Annotated in this window: 14 protein-coding genes and 1 tRNA gene; 9 read left to right on the top strand and 6 right to left on the bottom strand. The window is 62.1% G+C overall.

What is annotated here, in order from left to right; translation table 11 throughout:
• Positions 1-128 precede the first annotated feature (128 nt).
• The 4 genes from queC to queF are packed head-to-tail and all read left to right on the top strand — an operon-like array spanning position 129 to position 2368.
• Positions 129-830 carry a 7-cyano-7-deazaguanine synthase QueC gene (gene queC, locus C6W91_RS15805; protein WP_065270659.1) on the top strand — a complete coding sequence of 234 codons (702 nt, stop codon included), beginning with the start codon at positions 129-131 and terminating at the stop codon, positions 828-830.
• The gene (queD, locus tag C6W91_RS15800; RefSeq protein WP_274835666.1) at positions 830-1183 is read left to right on the top strand and encodes a 6-carboxytetrahydropterin synthase QueD; all 354 of its coding nucleotides are present in this window, start codon (positions 830-832) and stop codon (positions 1181-1183) included. The genes queC and queD overlap by 1 nt, the downstream gene beginning before the upstream one ends.
• A complete protein-coding gene (queE, locus tag C6W91_RS15795; RefSeq protein ID WP_274835667.1) occupies positions 1180-1887 on the top strand; it encodes a 7-carboxy-7-deazaguanine synthase QueE in 708 nt (235 codons plus the stop codon). The genes queD and queE overlap by 4 nt, the downstream gene beginning before the upstream one ends.
• A 16-nt stretch (positions 1888-1903) precedes the next feature.
• Positions 1904-2368 (top strand): preQ(1) synthase, encoded by a 465-nt coding sequence (gene queF / locus C6W91_RS15790; protein WP_274835668.1) that lies wholly within the window; start codon positions 1904-1906, stop codon positions 2366-2368.
• Between the two features lie 285 nt (positions 2369-2653).
• Here the strand turns inward: queF and C6W91_RS15785 are convergent.
• From C6W91_RS15785 to C6W91_RS15775, 3 genes are all read right to left on the bottom strand, one after another.
• Positions 2654-2729: transfer RNA gene (locus C6W91_RS15785), tRNA-Val, on the bottom strand.
• A gap of 73 nt (positions 2730-2802) precedes the next feature.
• A complete protein-coding gene (locus tag C6W91_RS15780; RefSeq protein ID WP_274835669.1) occupies positions 2803-3378 on the bottom strand; it encodes a histidine phosphatase family protein in 576 nt (191 codons plus the stop codon).
• 122 nt (positions 3379-3500) lie between these two features.
• Positions 3501-3971, bottom strand: a complete 471-nt coding sequence (locus C6W91_RS15775) for an Lrp/AsnC family transcriptional regulator (RefSeq protein ID WP_274828426.1) — start codon at positions 3969-3971, stop codon at positions 3501-3503.
• Between the two features lie 127 nt (positions 3972-4098).
• Between C6W91_RS15775 and putA the strand changes: the two genes are divergently transcribed.
• Positions 4099-7539, top strand: coding sequence for a bifunctional proline dehydrogenase/L-glutamate gamma-semialdehyde dehydrogenase PutA (gene putA / locus C6W91_RS15770; protein ID WP_274838518.1), 3441 nt, complete (start codon positions 4099-4101; stop codon positions 7537-7539).
• A gap of 72 nt (positions 7540-7611) precedes the next feature.
• Positions 7612-8394: a rhomboid family intramembrane serine protease gene (locus C6W91_RS15765; RefSeq protein ID WP_274838517.1), complete on the top strand. Its 783-nt coding sequence runs from the start codon at positions 7612-7614 to the stop codon at positions 8392-8394.
• Positions 8395-8514: 120 nt separating this feature from the next.
• Here C6W91_RS15765 and C6W91_RS15760 read toward each other — a convergent pair whose 3' ends face one another.
• Positions 8515-9300 carry an inositol monophosphatase family protein gene (locus C6W91_RS15760; RefSeq protein WP_065270677.1) on the bottom strand — a complete coding sequence of 262 codons (786 nt, stop codon included), beginning with the start codon at positions 9298-9300 and terminating at the stop codon, positions 8515-8517.
• Between the two features lie 244 nt (positions 9301-9544).
• Here C6W91_RS15760 and C6W91_RS15755 point away from each other — a divergent pair, with 244 nt between their 5' ends.
• The gene (locus C6W91_RS15755; protein ID WP_274838516.1) at positions 9545-10585 is read left to right on the top strand and encodes an NADP-dependent oxidoreductase; all 1041 of its coding nucleotides are present in this window, start codon (positions 9545-9547) and stop codon (positions 10583-10585) included.
• A gap of 66 nt (positions 10586-10651) precedes the next feature.
• On the opposite strand, the gene C6W91_RS15750 is transcribed toward C6W91_RS15755, so the two are convergent.
• Positions 10652-11557, bottom strand: coding sequence for a LysR family transcriptional regulator (locus C6W91_RS15750; RefSeq protein ID WP_274828422.1), 906 nt, complete (start codon positions 11555-11557; stop codon positions 10652-10654).
• 94 nt (positions 11558-11651) lie between these two features.
• Here C6W91_RS15750 and metF point away from each other — a divergent pair, with 94 nt between their 5' ends.
• Together metF and C6W91_RS15740 are read left to right on the top strand one after the other, a co-directional pair.
• Positions 11652-12521, top strand: a complete 870-nt coding sequence (metF, locus tag C6W91_RS15745) for a methylenetetrahydrofolate reductase [NAD(P)H] (RefSeq protein ID WP_065270680.1) — start codon at positions 11652-11654, stop codon at positions 12519-12521.
• Positions 12522-12623: 102 nt separating this feature from the next.
• Positions 12624-13115, top strand: coding sequence for a PaaI family thioesterase (locus C6W91_RS15740; protein ID WP_274838515.1), 492 nt, complete (start codon positions 12624-12626; stop codon positions 13113-13115).
• Between the two features lie 17 nt (positions 13116-13132).
• Here C6W91_RS15740 and C6W91_RS15735 read toward each other — a convergent pair.
• Positions 13133-13327 (bottom strand): hypothetical protein (locus C6W91_RS15735; protein WP_370571105.1); only part of this gene is annotated, 195 nt, incomplete at its 5' end.

Below are 13327 nucleotides of genomic sequence, written 5' to 3'. Positions count from 1 at the left end.
GTGCCGTAAGGCAGTGACCGGCGAACGCCGGATCCCAAATAGGTGTCTTGCCTCCCCCGCGACGCGTTGATAGGCAGCGCCACGAAATCCGGTCGCAGCCTACCCGGATACCAAAACAAGGGCCCAACATGAAAACACTTGTCATCTGCTCAGGCGGACTCGATTCCGTGTCGCTTGCGCATATCGTCGCCGCCGAGCGTCAGCTCACCCGGCTTGTTTCCTTTGACTATGGCCAGCGCCACCGCAAGGAACTGGACTTTGCCGCCGCTGCCGCGCAGCGCCTTAATGTCCCCCACCACCTGATCGACATGCGCCCCATCGGCGCCGCGCTGACCGGATCAGCGCTCACCGACGACATCGACGTCCCCGACGGTCATTACGCAGAAGAAACGATGCGCATCACCGTCGTGCCAAACCGCAACGCCATCATGCTCGCCATCGGGTTCGGCGTTGCGGCCGCAAACGGGGATGAGGCCGTCGCCACCGCCGTACATGGCGGCGATCACTTCATCTATCCCGATTGCCGTCCCGGGTTCACCCGCGCGTTCGAAACCATGCAGAAAGCCGCGCTAGACGGCTATGCCGACGTGGAACTCTACACGCCCTTTGTGGAACGCAGCAAAGCCGACATCGTCGCCGATGGCGCCCGTCATGGCACCCCCTTTGCCGAGACCTGGTCCTGCTACAAGGGCGGCGATCTGCATTGCGGGCGCTGCGGCACCTGTGTTGAGCGCCGCGAGGCCTTCCACCTCGCCGGGGTCGCGGATCCGACAGCCTATACCGACCCGGACTACTGGCTCTCCGCCATTGCCGGAAAGGAGGGGCACTGATGTTCCGCATCCGCAAGGAGTTTCATTTCTCCGCCTCGCATCAGCTCTCCCATCTGCCGGACAACCACCAATGCGCGCGCCTGCATGGGCACAATTACATCGTTGTGGTGGAACTGGCTGCCAAGGCACTGAACGCGGATGGGTTCGTGCGCGATTATCACGATCTCAAACCGCTCAAGACCTATATCGACGAGACCTTCGACCACCGGCACCTGAACGATGTGCTGGATGTGCCCTCGACGGCTGAAAACATGGCCCGCCATTTCCACGACTGGTGCGCGGCCCGCTGGCCTGAAACCAGCGCGGTTCTAGTGAGTGAGACGCCAAAAACCTGGGCTGAATACCGGCCATGACCCTACGAATTGCCGAGATTTTCGGCCCCACCATCCAGGGTGAAGGCGCCCTGATCGGTGAGCCGACCGTATTCGTACGCGCAGGGGGCTGCGACTATCGCTGCAGCTGGTGCGACAGCCTGCACGCGGTGGACAGTGCCTATCGCCACACCTGGACACCGATGAGTGACGCGGAGATCTGGGGCGAGGTTTTGCGCCTGTCAGGCGGGCAGGCCCTGACCGTCTCGCTCAGCGGCGGCAACCCCGCGATCCAGGATTTCGGCCCACTGATCGCGCGCGGCCGGGCGGCGGGCTACCGGTTCGCCTGCGAAACGCAAGGATCGGTGTCCCGGCCCTGGTTCGGCGACCTTGATACGCTGGTGTTGTCCCCGAAACCGCCCTCAAGCGGTGAGAGCGTCGACTGGGCAGCCTTTACCGCCTGCGTGAAGGCCGGGCAGAGCGCCCGGCAGGTGGTTATGAAGATCGTTATCTTTGACGAGGCTGATTATTCTTGGGCCAAAGAGGCCCATGCGCGCCACCCCGACCTGCCAATTTACCTGCAACCGGGCAATCCCGATGTGGATCCGGAATCCCCTGTGGATCCCCAGGATCTTGCAGACCGGCTGGAATGGCTGAACGAACGCGCCATGACAGATGGCTGGTTCGCCCCCCGTATCCTGCCGCAACTGCATGTCCTGATCTGGGGCAACAAGCGCGGCGTCTGACCGATTGGAGCTTTTCATGACAAACGATATCTACAGCAATCTCAAACAGCTGGGTGGCGAAACCCGTATTCCCACTAGCCCCGAAGAGGCGGAACTGGAGCGGGTGCCCAACCCGCAGGCAGATGTGGACTACAACGTGCGTTTCACCGCGCCGGAATTCACTTCGCTCTGCCCGATGACCGGACAGCCGGATTTTGCCCATCTGGTGATCGACTATGTGCCCGGCGACTGGCTGGTGGAATCAAAATCGCTGAAGCTGTTTCTGACCTCCTTCCGCAATCACGGTGCCTTTCACGAGGACTGCACAATCTCCATCGCACGTCGGCTGGCGGATTTTCTTGATCCCAGATGGCTGCGCATCGGCGGCTACTGGTATCCGCGTGGCGGCATTCCGATTGATGTCTTCTGGCAAACCGGCCCACTGCCTGAGAGCGTGTGGATCCCGGACCAAGGCGTGCCGCCCTATCGCGGACGGGGTTGATCGCCTAGCGGCAAAAAACACAACAATCCACCTAGGGGGCGTCAGGCCTGACGCCCCAGCCAATCGCGACGACTAGGGAAAAGACATCGCGCAAGGCCGCAATTGTGTCACTGGGTCGCTATGGCCAATGGTTGACCAGCCGCCGGTCAGAATTCACCCTATCCAGATCTCCGCAGCAGATTTCCGAGATTGCGACGCTATGCGCAGACGCATCGCCATGCGAGAACTGGCCTGAAAACTTTTCTGCCGCGCAGATATGATTTTGGCATACAAACGAAGGGGGAATGGTGGGTGATGAGAGACTCGAACTCCCGACATCTTCGGTGTAAACGAAGCGCTCTACCAACTGAGCTAATCACCCGATGAAGCGGGATTTAGAGAAATCCCCGTGGCAGCGCAAGAGCTTCCTCGCGTTTTTTGTCACAAAAATTCGCTCAGCGTAAAACCGTTTCACGGCCCTGCTCCAGAACATAGACGCAGCCCTGTCCATTCGACAATTTTGCCTGCTCCGATCTGTCCAATCCGCATATGATTCCGCGCATCACCTGCCCCAGAAGACCATGCGCCACCACGACCGAAGGCGCACTGAGCGTTTGCAGGAAATCCAGTGTCCGCGCTTGGAAGCGCTCGTACCCCTCACCGCCGGGCGCCGCGCAGAACATATCCAGCGGCGTGGTGTTCCGCGCAAAGATATCCGGGTAGTCCTGCTCCAGATCCACCAGCCGGTGGCCCTGAAAATCACCGGCGTGAACTTCGGCCAGACGGGCGTCCGTGGTGAATTCGCGACCTGCCAGAGCGATCTCTGCGGTCTGCTGCGCCCGGCCCAGAGGCGAGACATAGCACGGCGGGTTTTCCGCACTCAGGATGGGCTGCATCAATTCTGCCTGACGCTGCGCATGTTCCAGCCCCAGCGGGCTGAGACGGGACTCCAACTGCCCCTGAACGCGGCGCTCGGCGTTCCATTCGGTTTGCCCGTGGCGCAATAGCCAGATTTTGGGATACTCGCTCATGTAATGCTGCCTCATTTTCTTACCGAGCGAGGCGCCCCGGCCTGCCCGCTGTTGAAGGCACGATGGGGGAATTTCCGGGGGCTGTCCATCCCACGCGCGCAACAGCACCCCCTGAACGCCACCTAAAGTTGAGCGAGGGCGCCGTCTTCCTTGACCGCCTGCATCGCCACATAGGTCGAGGTCGAGGCCACATGCGGCAGCGAGGAAATCTTCTCTCCCAGCACCGCGCGGTAAGCCGACATCGAATGGGTCCGCACCTTCAAAAGGTAGTCGAAATGGGAGGCCATCAAGTGCACCTGCTCGATCTCCGGGATCCGCGCCACGGCAGCGTTGAATTTCGCCAGCGCCGCCTCGCGGGTGTCTTCCAGCTTGACCTCGACAAAGGCGACGTGATCAAGCCCCAGCCGGATCGGATCCAGCAAGGCCCGGTAACCGGTGATAATGCCTTCGGCCTCCAGCCGTTTCAGCCGGGTCTGGGTTGGCGATTTGGACAGGCCGATGCGGCGGGCCAGATCCGCAACCGAAATCCGGCCATCCTCGCCCAGCACATGCAGAATCGCGCGGTCATATCCATCAAGATCGCTATAGTTCAATTGACCCTCCTACAGCGCAAATTTGCGGCAATTGACCTGAGTATCTCCTACAATCAGGCGAATGTCCCGCAATATTTGCTGTATTCTGGGCATCAGACTTTTTGCGGAACATAGTGGAGCCTTCTGCATGACACACGCCCCCGCCCCCCAGAGCCCCGACACACAGCAGGATCAACTGCGTTATCGCATTGATGCAGGCACCTACGTCGATCAGGACGCCATGCGCGACCAGTTGGTTGCCACCGCCGCCTTGCCCGCAGCCGAACGTGCGGCGATCTGCGCCAATGCGGCCGCCCTGGTGCGGGATATTCGTGGCCATTCGGCCCCGGGGCTGATGGAGGTGTTCCTGGCGGAGTACGGTCTGTCGACCGATGAAGGGATCGCCCTGATGTGTCTGGCCGAGGCGCTGCTGCGGGTGCCGGATGCCGATACCATCGATGCCCTGATCGAGGACAAGATCGCGCCGTCTGACTGGGGCAAACACCTCGGTCACTCCTCCTCCTCGCTGGTCAATGCCTCGACCTGGGCCCTGATGCTGACCGGCAAGGTTCTGGATGAGGCCAAGCCAAGCCCCGTGCGCGCATTGCGCGGCGCCGTCAAACGTCTGGGTGAGCCGGTGATCCGCACCGCCGTGGGCCGCGCGATGAAGGAAATGGGCCGCCAGTTCGTTCTGGGCGAAAGCATCGAAGGCGCGATGAAGCGCGCCGCCGGAATGGAGGCCAAGGGCTACACCTATTCCTACGACATGCTGGGCGAGGCCGCGCGTACCGAAGCGGACGCCTCCCGCTATCACCTGTCCTATTCAAAGGCGATTTCCGCCATTGCCGCGGCCTGTGGCAGCGATGACATCCGCAAGAACCCCGGCATTTCCGTGAAACTCTCGGCGCTGCACCCGCGTTATGAACTGGCGCAGGAAACCCGGGTGATGCAGCAACTGGTGCCGCGGCTGAAGGCGCTGGCGCTGCTGGCCAAGGCCGCAGGTATGGGGCTAAACGTCGATGCCGAAGAGGCCGACCGCCTGTCGCTGTCGCTGGAGGTGATCGAAGCGGTGGTGTCGGATCCGGCGCTGGCAGGCTGGGACGGTTTTGGCGTCGTGGTGCAGGCCTATGGGCCGCGCACCGGGCTGGCGATTGATGCGCTTTACCAGATGGCCGAAAAATACGACCGCCGGTTTATGGTGCGGCTGGTCAAAGGCGCCTATTGGGACACCGAGATCAAGCGCGCACAGGTCGAAGGCATCGACGGCTTCCCGGTCTACACCAACAAATCGCTGACCGATGTGTCCTATATCGCCAATGCCCGCAAACTCCTGGGCATGACCGACCGCATCTATCCGCAATTTGCCACCCACAACGCCCATACGGTCAGCGCCATCCTGCATATGGCCAGCGACAGCAGTGTCTACGAATTCCAGCGCCTGCATGGCATGGGCGAAACCCTGCACCAGATGGTCAAGGAGCAGAACGGCACCAACTGCCGGATCTACGCGCCCGTTGGGGCGCACCGTGATCTGCTGGCCTATCTGGTGCGGCGTCTGCTGGAAAACGGTGCCAACAGCTCTTTTGTGAACCAGATCGTCGATGAGAACGTCCCGCCCGAGGTGGTGGCCGCCGATCCCTTCGATGCAGTTGCCGATGTCAGCCGCAGCATCCCCACCGGCCCCGAGATGTTTGCGCCCGAACGCAGCAACTCCATGGGGTTTGATCTGGGCCACGCGCCGACGCTGGCTGCCATCGAAGCCGCCCGCGCGCCTTGGCGCGATCACCAATGGCAGGCAGGTCCCTTGCTGGCAGGCACAGCCACACCGGATGCCGCCGAGGATGTGACCAACCCCTCGGATCTGACGCCAGTGGGACAGCTCACCCCATCGAGCGCGGCGGATATCGAAACGGCGCTCTCATCCGCCCAGCCCTGGAACGCCTCTGCTGCGGATCGGGCGGCGGCCCTCAACAAGGCGGCGGATCTGTACGAGGCAAACTACGGCGAACTCTTCGCGCTGCTGGCACGGGAGGCGGGTAAATCTATCCCCGATGCCGTCGCCGAACTGCGCGAAGCAGTGGACTTCCTGCGCTACTACGCCGCCCGCATTCCGGATGCTGCGCCAGCCGGGATCTTCACCTGCATTTCGCCCTGGAATTTCCCGCTCGCGATCTTCTCGGGGCAGGTTTCAGCAGCGCTGGCTGCTGGCAACGCCGTTCTGGCCAAACCAGCCGAGCAGACGCCGCTGATCGCCCATCGCGCCGTGCAGCTGCTGCATGAGGCAGGCGTTCCGCGGTCCGCCCTGCAACTGGTGCCCGGCCCCGGCTCGCGCGTTGGTGCGGCCCTGACCTCGGACCCGCGCGTTGGCGGCGTGGCCTTTACCGGCTCAACCGCAACAGCCCTGCGTATCCGCCGCGCCATGGCGGCAAACCTGAAACCCGGCGCGCCGCTGATTGCGGAAACCGGCGGGCTGAACGCGATGATCGTGGATTCCACTGCGCTGCCGGAACAGGCCGTGCAATCGATCCTCGAAAGCGCCTTTCAATCCGCAGGCCAGCGCTGCAGTGCGCTGCGCTGCCTCTATGTGCAGGAAGACATCGCGGATGATTTCCTGAAGATGCTGAAAGGCGCGATGGACACGCTGACCCTTGGCGACCCCTGGCATCTGTCCACCGACAGCGGCCCGGTCATCGACGCAACCGCACGGGCGGGCATTCTGGCCCATATCGACGCCGCGCGCGCCGAAGGTCGGGTGCTGAAAGAGATGCAGACACCGCAGGGCGGCACCTTTGTGGCACCGACCCTGATCGAAGTGCCCGGCATCGCGGCCCTGGAGCAGGAAATCTTTGGTCCGGTGCTGCATGTGGCGCGTTTCAAATCGCGGGATCTGGACCGGGTGATCGCCGAGATCAACGGCACCGGTTATGGTCTGACCTTTGGCCTGCACACCCGGATCGACGACAGGGTGCAACACGTTTGCGATCGGATCCACGCGGGCAATATCTACGTCAACCGCAACCAGATCGGCGCCATTGTCGGCAGCCAGCCCTTTGGCGGCGAAGGCCTGTCCGGCACCGGCCCCAAGGCGGGTGGCCCCTTCTACCTGTCGCGCTTCTGCGCGCCGGATCGTCAAAACAGCGCAGAGACCTGGTCAGGCGCTGCAGGCCAGCTGCCCGGCGCACTCGGGACGGCGACGGCGCCCGTCACCACCTCTCTGCCCGGGCCGACCGGCGAATCCAACCGGCTGACCGTCACCGCCCGCCCGCCGCTTCTGTGCATGGGGCCGGGGGCCAAGGCTGCCGCCGCACAGGCTAAGGCGGTCATGCAGCTTGGCGGCACCGCCATTCAGGCGAACGGCATGCTCGACCTGCAGCAGCTTGTGAACCTTCAGGACATCGCGGGTGTTCTGTGGTGGGGCGATGAGGACGCCGGTCGCCAGATCGAAGAGACCCTCGCCAAACGGGACGGCCCCATCGTACCGCTGATCCCCGGACAGCCCGACCGTGCCCGGGTCCTGGCCGAGCGCCACGTCTGCGTCGATACGACGGCCGCCGGCGGCAACGCCGCGCTGCTGGGCGGCAACGCCTGACGCTCAAGATCCGGCAACAGCTCCGCCCGATAACTGCTTGACGCTGGGCCGAAACCGGCCCAGCGTTCCCGCATGTTTCCGCTGCGTGATCACAATCCATCCGGGCGCACGCCCTATGTCGTCTACCTGCTGATGGCAGTGAATATCGCGGTGTTTCTATATGCCGTGACCACCTACACCAGCCCCCGGCTGATGGCAGGCTTCTACTATACCTACGGCATCGTTCCGGCTGAACTCTCCTACGGTCGCCATCTCAGTAGCTTGTTCACCTCGATGTTCCTGCACGCGGGTTTCATGCATCTGGCCGGGAATATGCTGTTCCTTTGGATTTTCGGCGACAACCTCGAAGACGAGATGGGCCACCTGCCGTTTCTGGGTTTCTACCTATTGGCAGGGCTTGGCGCCGGACTGATCCACGTGATGGCAGGCCCAATGTCCAACGTGCCCACGGTCGGGGCATCTGGTGCGATTGCCGGGGTCATGGGGGGCTACCTTCTGATGTTTCCAAAGGCGCGGGTGGATATCCTTCTGGTGCTCATCATCTATTTCCGGGTCTTTTCGATCCCTGCCTTCATCATGCTGGGGGTCTGGCTGGCGCTGCAATTCATCGGCGGGCTTGGCGCTGATCCCAACACCGGCGGGGTCGCCTATTGGGCGCATACGGGCGGTTTCGTCGTTGGCATGGCGCTCTGCCTGCCCCTGTGGATGAAACGCGGCGGCCCTGTGTTCTGGAACCGTACCCATGGTCGCCCCGATCATCCTGATACCCATTACACCTATAGCCCCAGCCGCATTCCCCGCCTGCACCGCAAGAGCCGCCATCCGCATTCAAGGCCGGGTCCCTGGGGCAAATAACCAAATCCTGCCCAGGTGGATAAATGAAGAAGCGCGCGCAACCGCTGGGATTGCACGCGCTTCTTCATGTGGAATTCTTGTGGAGTTCCTGGGGATAACCCCGGCACCCCTGTCTTGGGATCAGCCCCGGATCACCTTGGCGAAGGCTTCGAACATCGGCTCGTTCGCGCAAACGACTTCGCCGGATTCGAGAATGCTCTCCTCGGGGTCCAGCGCCTCGATCAACCCGCCTGCCTCTTTGACGATGATGATGCCAGCCGCCATGTCCCAGGCGTTCAGGCGACGTTCCCAGAACCCTTCGTAGCGGCCAGCCGCCACATAGGCCATGTCCAGCGCCGCAGCGCCCCAGCGGCGCACACCGGCGCAGGCGGGCATCAGCCGCGCCAGATCCTGCAGAGTCGCAGGCAGATCCGAGCGGCCACCAAACGGCAAACCGGTTGCAAAAATGGATTCGATCATCCGGTGACGGCCCGACACCCGGATGCGGGTGTCGTTCATCCAGGCACCGGCGCCCTTTTCGGCAAAGAACATCTCGTCCTTGGCGGCATCATAGATCACCCCGGCCACGATCTTGCCCTTGTGCTCAAGCGCTATCGAAATCGCCCAATGCGGCAGGCCGTGCAGGAAGTTGGTGGTGCCATCCAGCGGATCCACGATCCAGCGGCGGGTGGGATCCTCGCCGGGGGTCTCTCCGCCCTCTTCGGCCAGCCAGCCATAGGTCGGACGCGCGCCCATCAGCTCATCCTTGAGGATCTTTTCCGCGGCGATATCCGCCCGGGACACAAAGTCACCCGCGCCTTTCATCGAGACCTGAAGGTTCTCAACCTCGCGAAAGTCTTTCACGAGGGAGCGGCCTGCCTTGCGGGCGGCCTTGATCATCACATTAAGGTTCGCGCTGCCAATCATATCTGCAGACTCCTGTGTCGGTCGGGGAGATGCCGGTCAAACCGTGCCTATACGCGCCCTGCCCCTTCTTGCCAAGAGCCAATACCCTGCAATTCCGGGACAGCGTCTTCGCCTTCTTTGCCGTCGGGTTATTTTCGAGGATGGTTGCATTCCGGAAAACTGAACTACACAGTTCAGATAAGCCGCATCGCCCCAGTGAGACACAGGTGAGACGGACAGTGACACAATGGATAGGGAGATCCAAATGACCGAACAGATGCAGCGTATCGTGCTGGCCAGCCGCCCGGACGGCGAGCCAACGGATGACAATTTCCGCCTTGAAACCGTTGACCTGCCGCAGCCCGGCGAGGGCGAAGTGCTTGTTAAATCGCACTATATGTCGCTGGATCCCTATATGCGTGGCCGCATGGACGATGCCAAATCCTATGCCGCGCCGGTGCCTATCGGCGGCACCATGGAGGCCGGCGCCGTGGGTGAGGTCATCGCGTCGAACAGCCCGCACTTCAAACCGGGCGATTTCGCCTTTGGCATGCTGGGTTGGGCCAGCCACGGCTGCCTGCCAGCCAAGGAACTGCGCAAGCTGGATTCGGCGCAGGGTCCGATCACCGCAGCGCTTGGCGTGCTGGGCATGCCCGGTTTTACTGGATGGCATGGCTTGACCGCCTATGGCCGACCTGAAGCGGGCGAAACCCTGGTAGTGGCCGCCGCAACCGGTCCCGTTGGTTCAATGGTCGGACAACTGGCCAAACTGGCAGGCCTGCGCGTTGTAGGCATCGCGGGCGGCGCCGACAAATGCAAACTGGCGACCGAGACCTTCGGCTTTGACGCCTGCCTGGATCACCGTGCCTATGCGGATGCAAAATCCCTGCGCAAGGATCTGGCCGAGGCCTGCCCCAAGGGCATCGACATCTATTTCGAGAACGTCGGCGGCAAGGTGCTGGAGGCGGTGCTACCGCTGATGAACCCGCATGGGCGTATCCCGATCTGCGGTATGATCGCCTGGTACAACGCCGGCGGTCTGGGCGCAGGCGCATCGGATGTGGCGCTGACCGGGCCGAACATCTGGCGCAATATCCTGGTGAAATTCCTGTCGGTGAACGGCTTCATCATCTCGAATCACTTCGACCGCTACCCGGAGTTCCTGAAAGAAGTCGCGCCCAAGGTGGCCTCGGGTGAGATCCGCTTCCTTGAGGACATCGCCACTGGTCTGGAAAACGCCCCCGAGGCGTTCCGCTCGCTGCTGAAGGGCGGCAATACTGGCAAGCAGATCGTCAAACTTATCTGACCGCCTGTTTACGTCCAAGAAACCGCCCCCGCCGAGATCAGCCCGGCGGGGGCACTGCCAAACGCGTTATTGCTGCTGCAGCTTGCGCGCCTCGACCTTGGCCAGGCGGATCAGCTCTTGCATGTAGGGCTTTTCGCGGTCCTCGCTGCGCACCGCAGCATAGAGCCTGCGGGTAATCCCCTCTGCGGTCAGCGGCCGGGTCACATAGTCCGAGGAATACTTGACCTCGCGCACCACCCAATCTGGCAGAACAGACACCCCCCGGTTCGACGCCACCAGCAAGAGGATCACGGCGGTCAACTCGACCTGACGGATAGACGCAGGCTCGACCCCCGCCGGTGTCAGGAGCTGGCTGAACACATCCAGACGGGATTTCTCCACCGGATAGGTGATCAGCGTCTGATCCCGGAAATCCTCAGCCTCGATATAGGGTTTTGCCGCCAGCGGGTTCTGCGATGAGGCGACAAAGACCGGTCGGTAATCAAACAACTCGATGAATTCGACGCCCGGCAGCGTGTCCGGGTCGGAGGAGACCACCAGATCCACCTCTTCCTTTTGCAGCGCGGGAAGTGCGTCAAAGGCGAGGCCCGGTCGGATATCCACATCCACGTCCGACCAGCTTTTGCGAAAGGCCTCAAGCACGGGGAACAGCCATTCGAAACAGGCGTGGCATTCGATGGCGATATGCATCCGCCCGGCGTGACCCTCGCGCAGGTTGGAAAACTCGGCCTGTGCGGCCTCGACCTGCGGCAGGACCTGTTCGGCCAAACGCAATAGCCGCAGCCCGGCAGGCGACAGTTTCATCGGCTTGGAGCGGCGCAGGAACAACTCCACCCCCGCTTGTTCCTCCAGCCCCTTGATCTGATGGCTGAGCGCGCTTTGCGTGATGTTCAACTGCTCGGCCGCGCGGGCCAGACCGCCGGCTTCGTGGATGGCCTTGATCGTGCGCAGATGGCGGAATTCGATGTGCATTCTATCGCGTCGCTCATGTTGTTCTTGAGAATTATGAGTTTGTCTCACAATGCTGCGTGTGCAACAAGAGGTCAAATCAGTCGGAGATCCCCTAATGAAGACCCCTGACATCTCGTTCGAGTTCTTTCCGCCGCAGTCGCTTGAGGCTTCTTTCCGCCTTTGGGACACGGTTCAGGTTCTGGCACCGCTGGACCCGCGCTTTGTATCTGTCACCTATGGCGCCGGTGGCACCACCCGCGATCTAACCCGCGATGCGGTGGCGACGCTGCATAAATCCTCGGGCCTTAATGTGGCCGCGCACCTGACCTGCGTGCAGGCGACCAAGGCCGAAACGATGGAGATCGCGGACCGCTTTGCCGAGGCAGGCGTGTCTGAAATCGTTGCCCTGCGCGGCGACCCGCCCAAGGGCGAAGGCAAGTTCACCCCGCACCCCGACGGGTTCGCCAATTCGGTTGAACTGATCGAGGCCCTGGCGGACACCGGAAAGTTCACCGTGCGTGTCGGCGCCTACCCTGACCAGCACCCCGATGCTGCAACCGCTCAGGCCGATGTCGACTGGCTGAAGCGCAAGCTGGACGCAGGCGCGGACGAAGCGCTGACCCAGTTCTTCTTTGAACCCGAAACCTTCTTCCGCTTCCGCGATGCCTGCGAAAAGGCGGGCATCGACGGCTCGAAACTGACGCCGGGTATCCTGCCGATCGAGAACTGGAAAGGCGCCCGCAATTTTGCCCGCCGCTGCGGGACCAAGATCCCCGCCTGGGTCGAAGATGCCTTTGAAAAGGCGCTGCGCGATGACCGCGCTGATCTGCTGGCCACCGCGATGTGCAGCGAGCTCTGCACCGAGCTGCTCGAAGGCGGCGTCGAAAAGCTGCATTTCTACACGCTGAACCGTCCCGAGCTTACCCGCGATGTCTGTTTCGCCCTTGGCATCACGCCCAAGGTCTCGCTCGAGAACGTGGCGTAAGACTTGCTGGCGCCGTAAGCCGCACCTAGCCTCATTCCAAAATGGAACTCTGATTGCCCGGCCTTGGCGCCGGGCACTTCAATTGGATGGGGCATCTCTTTCATGTTCATTGCAAAATCGCCTGCGGACCTGCTGCCGATGTCGGAAATCACCCAGCTGTCGGGCCTTGAATTCATGCAAGGTATTCTGGATGGCAAACTGCCCGGCCCGCCCATCGGCGCGCAGCTGGGCTATGCTCTGCACGAGGTTGGCGACGGCCGCATCGTCTTCCGCGGCACGCCGGAGTTTTCCATGACCAACCCCATGGGCACCGTTCATGGCGGCTGGTACGGTACGCTCTTGGACAGCGCCATGGCCTGCGCGGTGATGACTCGCGTGCCCAAGGGATCCGCCTACACAACGCTGGAATACAAGATCAACATCCTGCGCTCAATTCCACTGGGCGTCACAGTGGATTGCATCGGCGTCACCGATCACGTGGGACGGTCGACCGGCGTGGCCCATGGCGAAATCCGCGGCGTCGAGGATGGCAAGCTCTATGCGACAGGTTCAACCACCTGCATCGTGATGAAACTGCCGCCCGCAAAAGGCTGATCGATACCTTGTGATCTTCAGTCTAGTTCGAACAGATCTCCAACCGCTTGCCCACCCTGTTCCTCGCTCCGGTGCCAGCCGATCCACATCGGTGCCTCACAGATGCCTCGCTCCAACAGCGCGGCAGAAAGAGCCTTGGCTAGCTTTTGGGGATGTCCCTGTTGATGTTGAACTTTGCTTGAAGGGTGGCGTTGCTTTCCCTGAGCCGTAGG

Source organism: Phaeobacter sp. SYSU ZJ3003 (genome assembly GCF_041300735.1).
GTDB classification, from domain to species: domain Bacteria; phylum Pseudomonadota; class Alphaproteobacteria; order Rhodobacterales; family Rhodobacteraceae; genus Phycobacter; species Phycobacter gallaeciensis_A.
Note: the sequence above shows the minus strand (reverse complement) of the source record. Positions and strands in the feature narration are given on the sequence as shown.

What these genes read in the sequence shown, in the direction of transcription:
- putA (WP_274838518.1), top strand. Translation starts at nt 4,099, where the DNA reads ATGACACACGCCCCCGCCCCCCAGAGCCCCGACACACAGCAGGATCAA.
- queE (WP_274835667.1), top strand. Translation starts at nt 1,180, where the DNA reads ATGACCCTACGAATTGCCGAGATTTTCGGCCCCACCATCCAGGGTGAA.
- C6W91_RS15740 (WP_274838515.1), top strand. Translation starts at nt 12,624, where the DNA reads ATGTTCATTGCAAAATCGCCTGCGGACCTGCTGCCGATGTCGGAAATC.
- C6W91_RS15755 (WP_274838516.1), top strand. Translation starts at nt 9,545, where the DNA reads ATGACCGAACAGATGCAGCGTATCGTGCTGGCCAGCCGCCCGGACGGC.
- C6W91_RS15750 (WP_274828422.1), bottom strand. Translation starts at nt 11,557, where the DNA reads ATGCACATCGAATTCCGCCATCTGCGCACGATCAAGGCCATCCACGAA.
- C6W91_RS15765 (WP_274838517.1), top strand. Translation starts at nt 7,612, where the DNA reads ATGTTTCCGCTGCGTGATCACAATCCATCCGGGCGCACGCCCTATGTC.
- queD (WP_274835666.1), top strand. Translation starts at nt 830, where the DNA reads ATGTTCCGCATCCGCAAGGAGTTTCATTTCTCCGCCTCGCATCAGCTC.
- C6W91_RS15780 (WP_274835669.1), bottom strand. Translation starts at nt 3,378, where the DNA reads ATGAGCGAGTATCCCAAAATCTGGCTATTGCGCCACGGGCAAACCGAA.
- metF (WP_065270680.1), top strand. Translation starts at nt 11,652, where the DNA reads ATGAAGACCCCTGACATCTCGTTCGAGTTCTTTCCGCCGCAGTCGCTT.
- queF (WP_274835668.1), top strand. Translation starts at nt 1,904, where the DNA reads ATGACAAACGATATCTACAGCAATCTCAAACAGCTGGGTGGCGAAACC.
- C6W91_RS15760 (WP_065270677.1), bottom strand. Translation starts at nt 9,300, where the DNA reads ATGATTGGCAGCGCGAACCTTAATGTGATGATCAAGGCCGCCCGCAAG.
- queC (WP_065270659.1), top strand. Translation starts at nt 129, where the DNA reads ATGAAAACACTTGTCATCTGCTCAGGCGGACTCGATTCCGTGTCGCTT.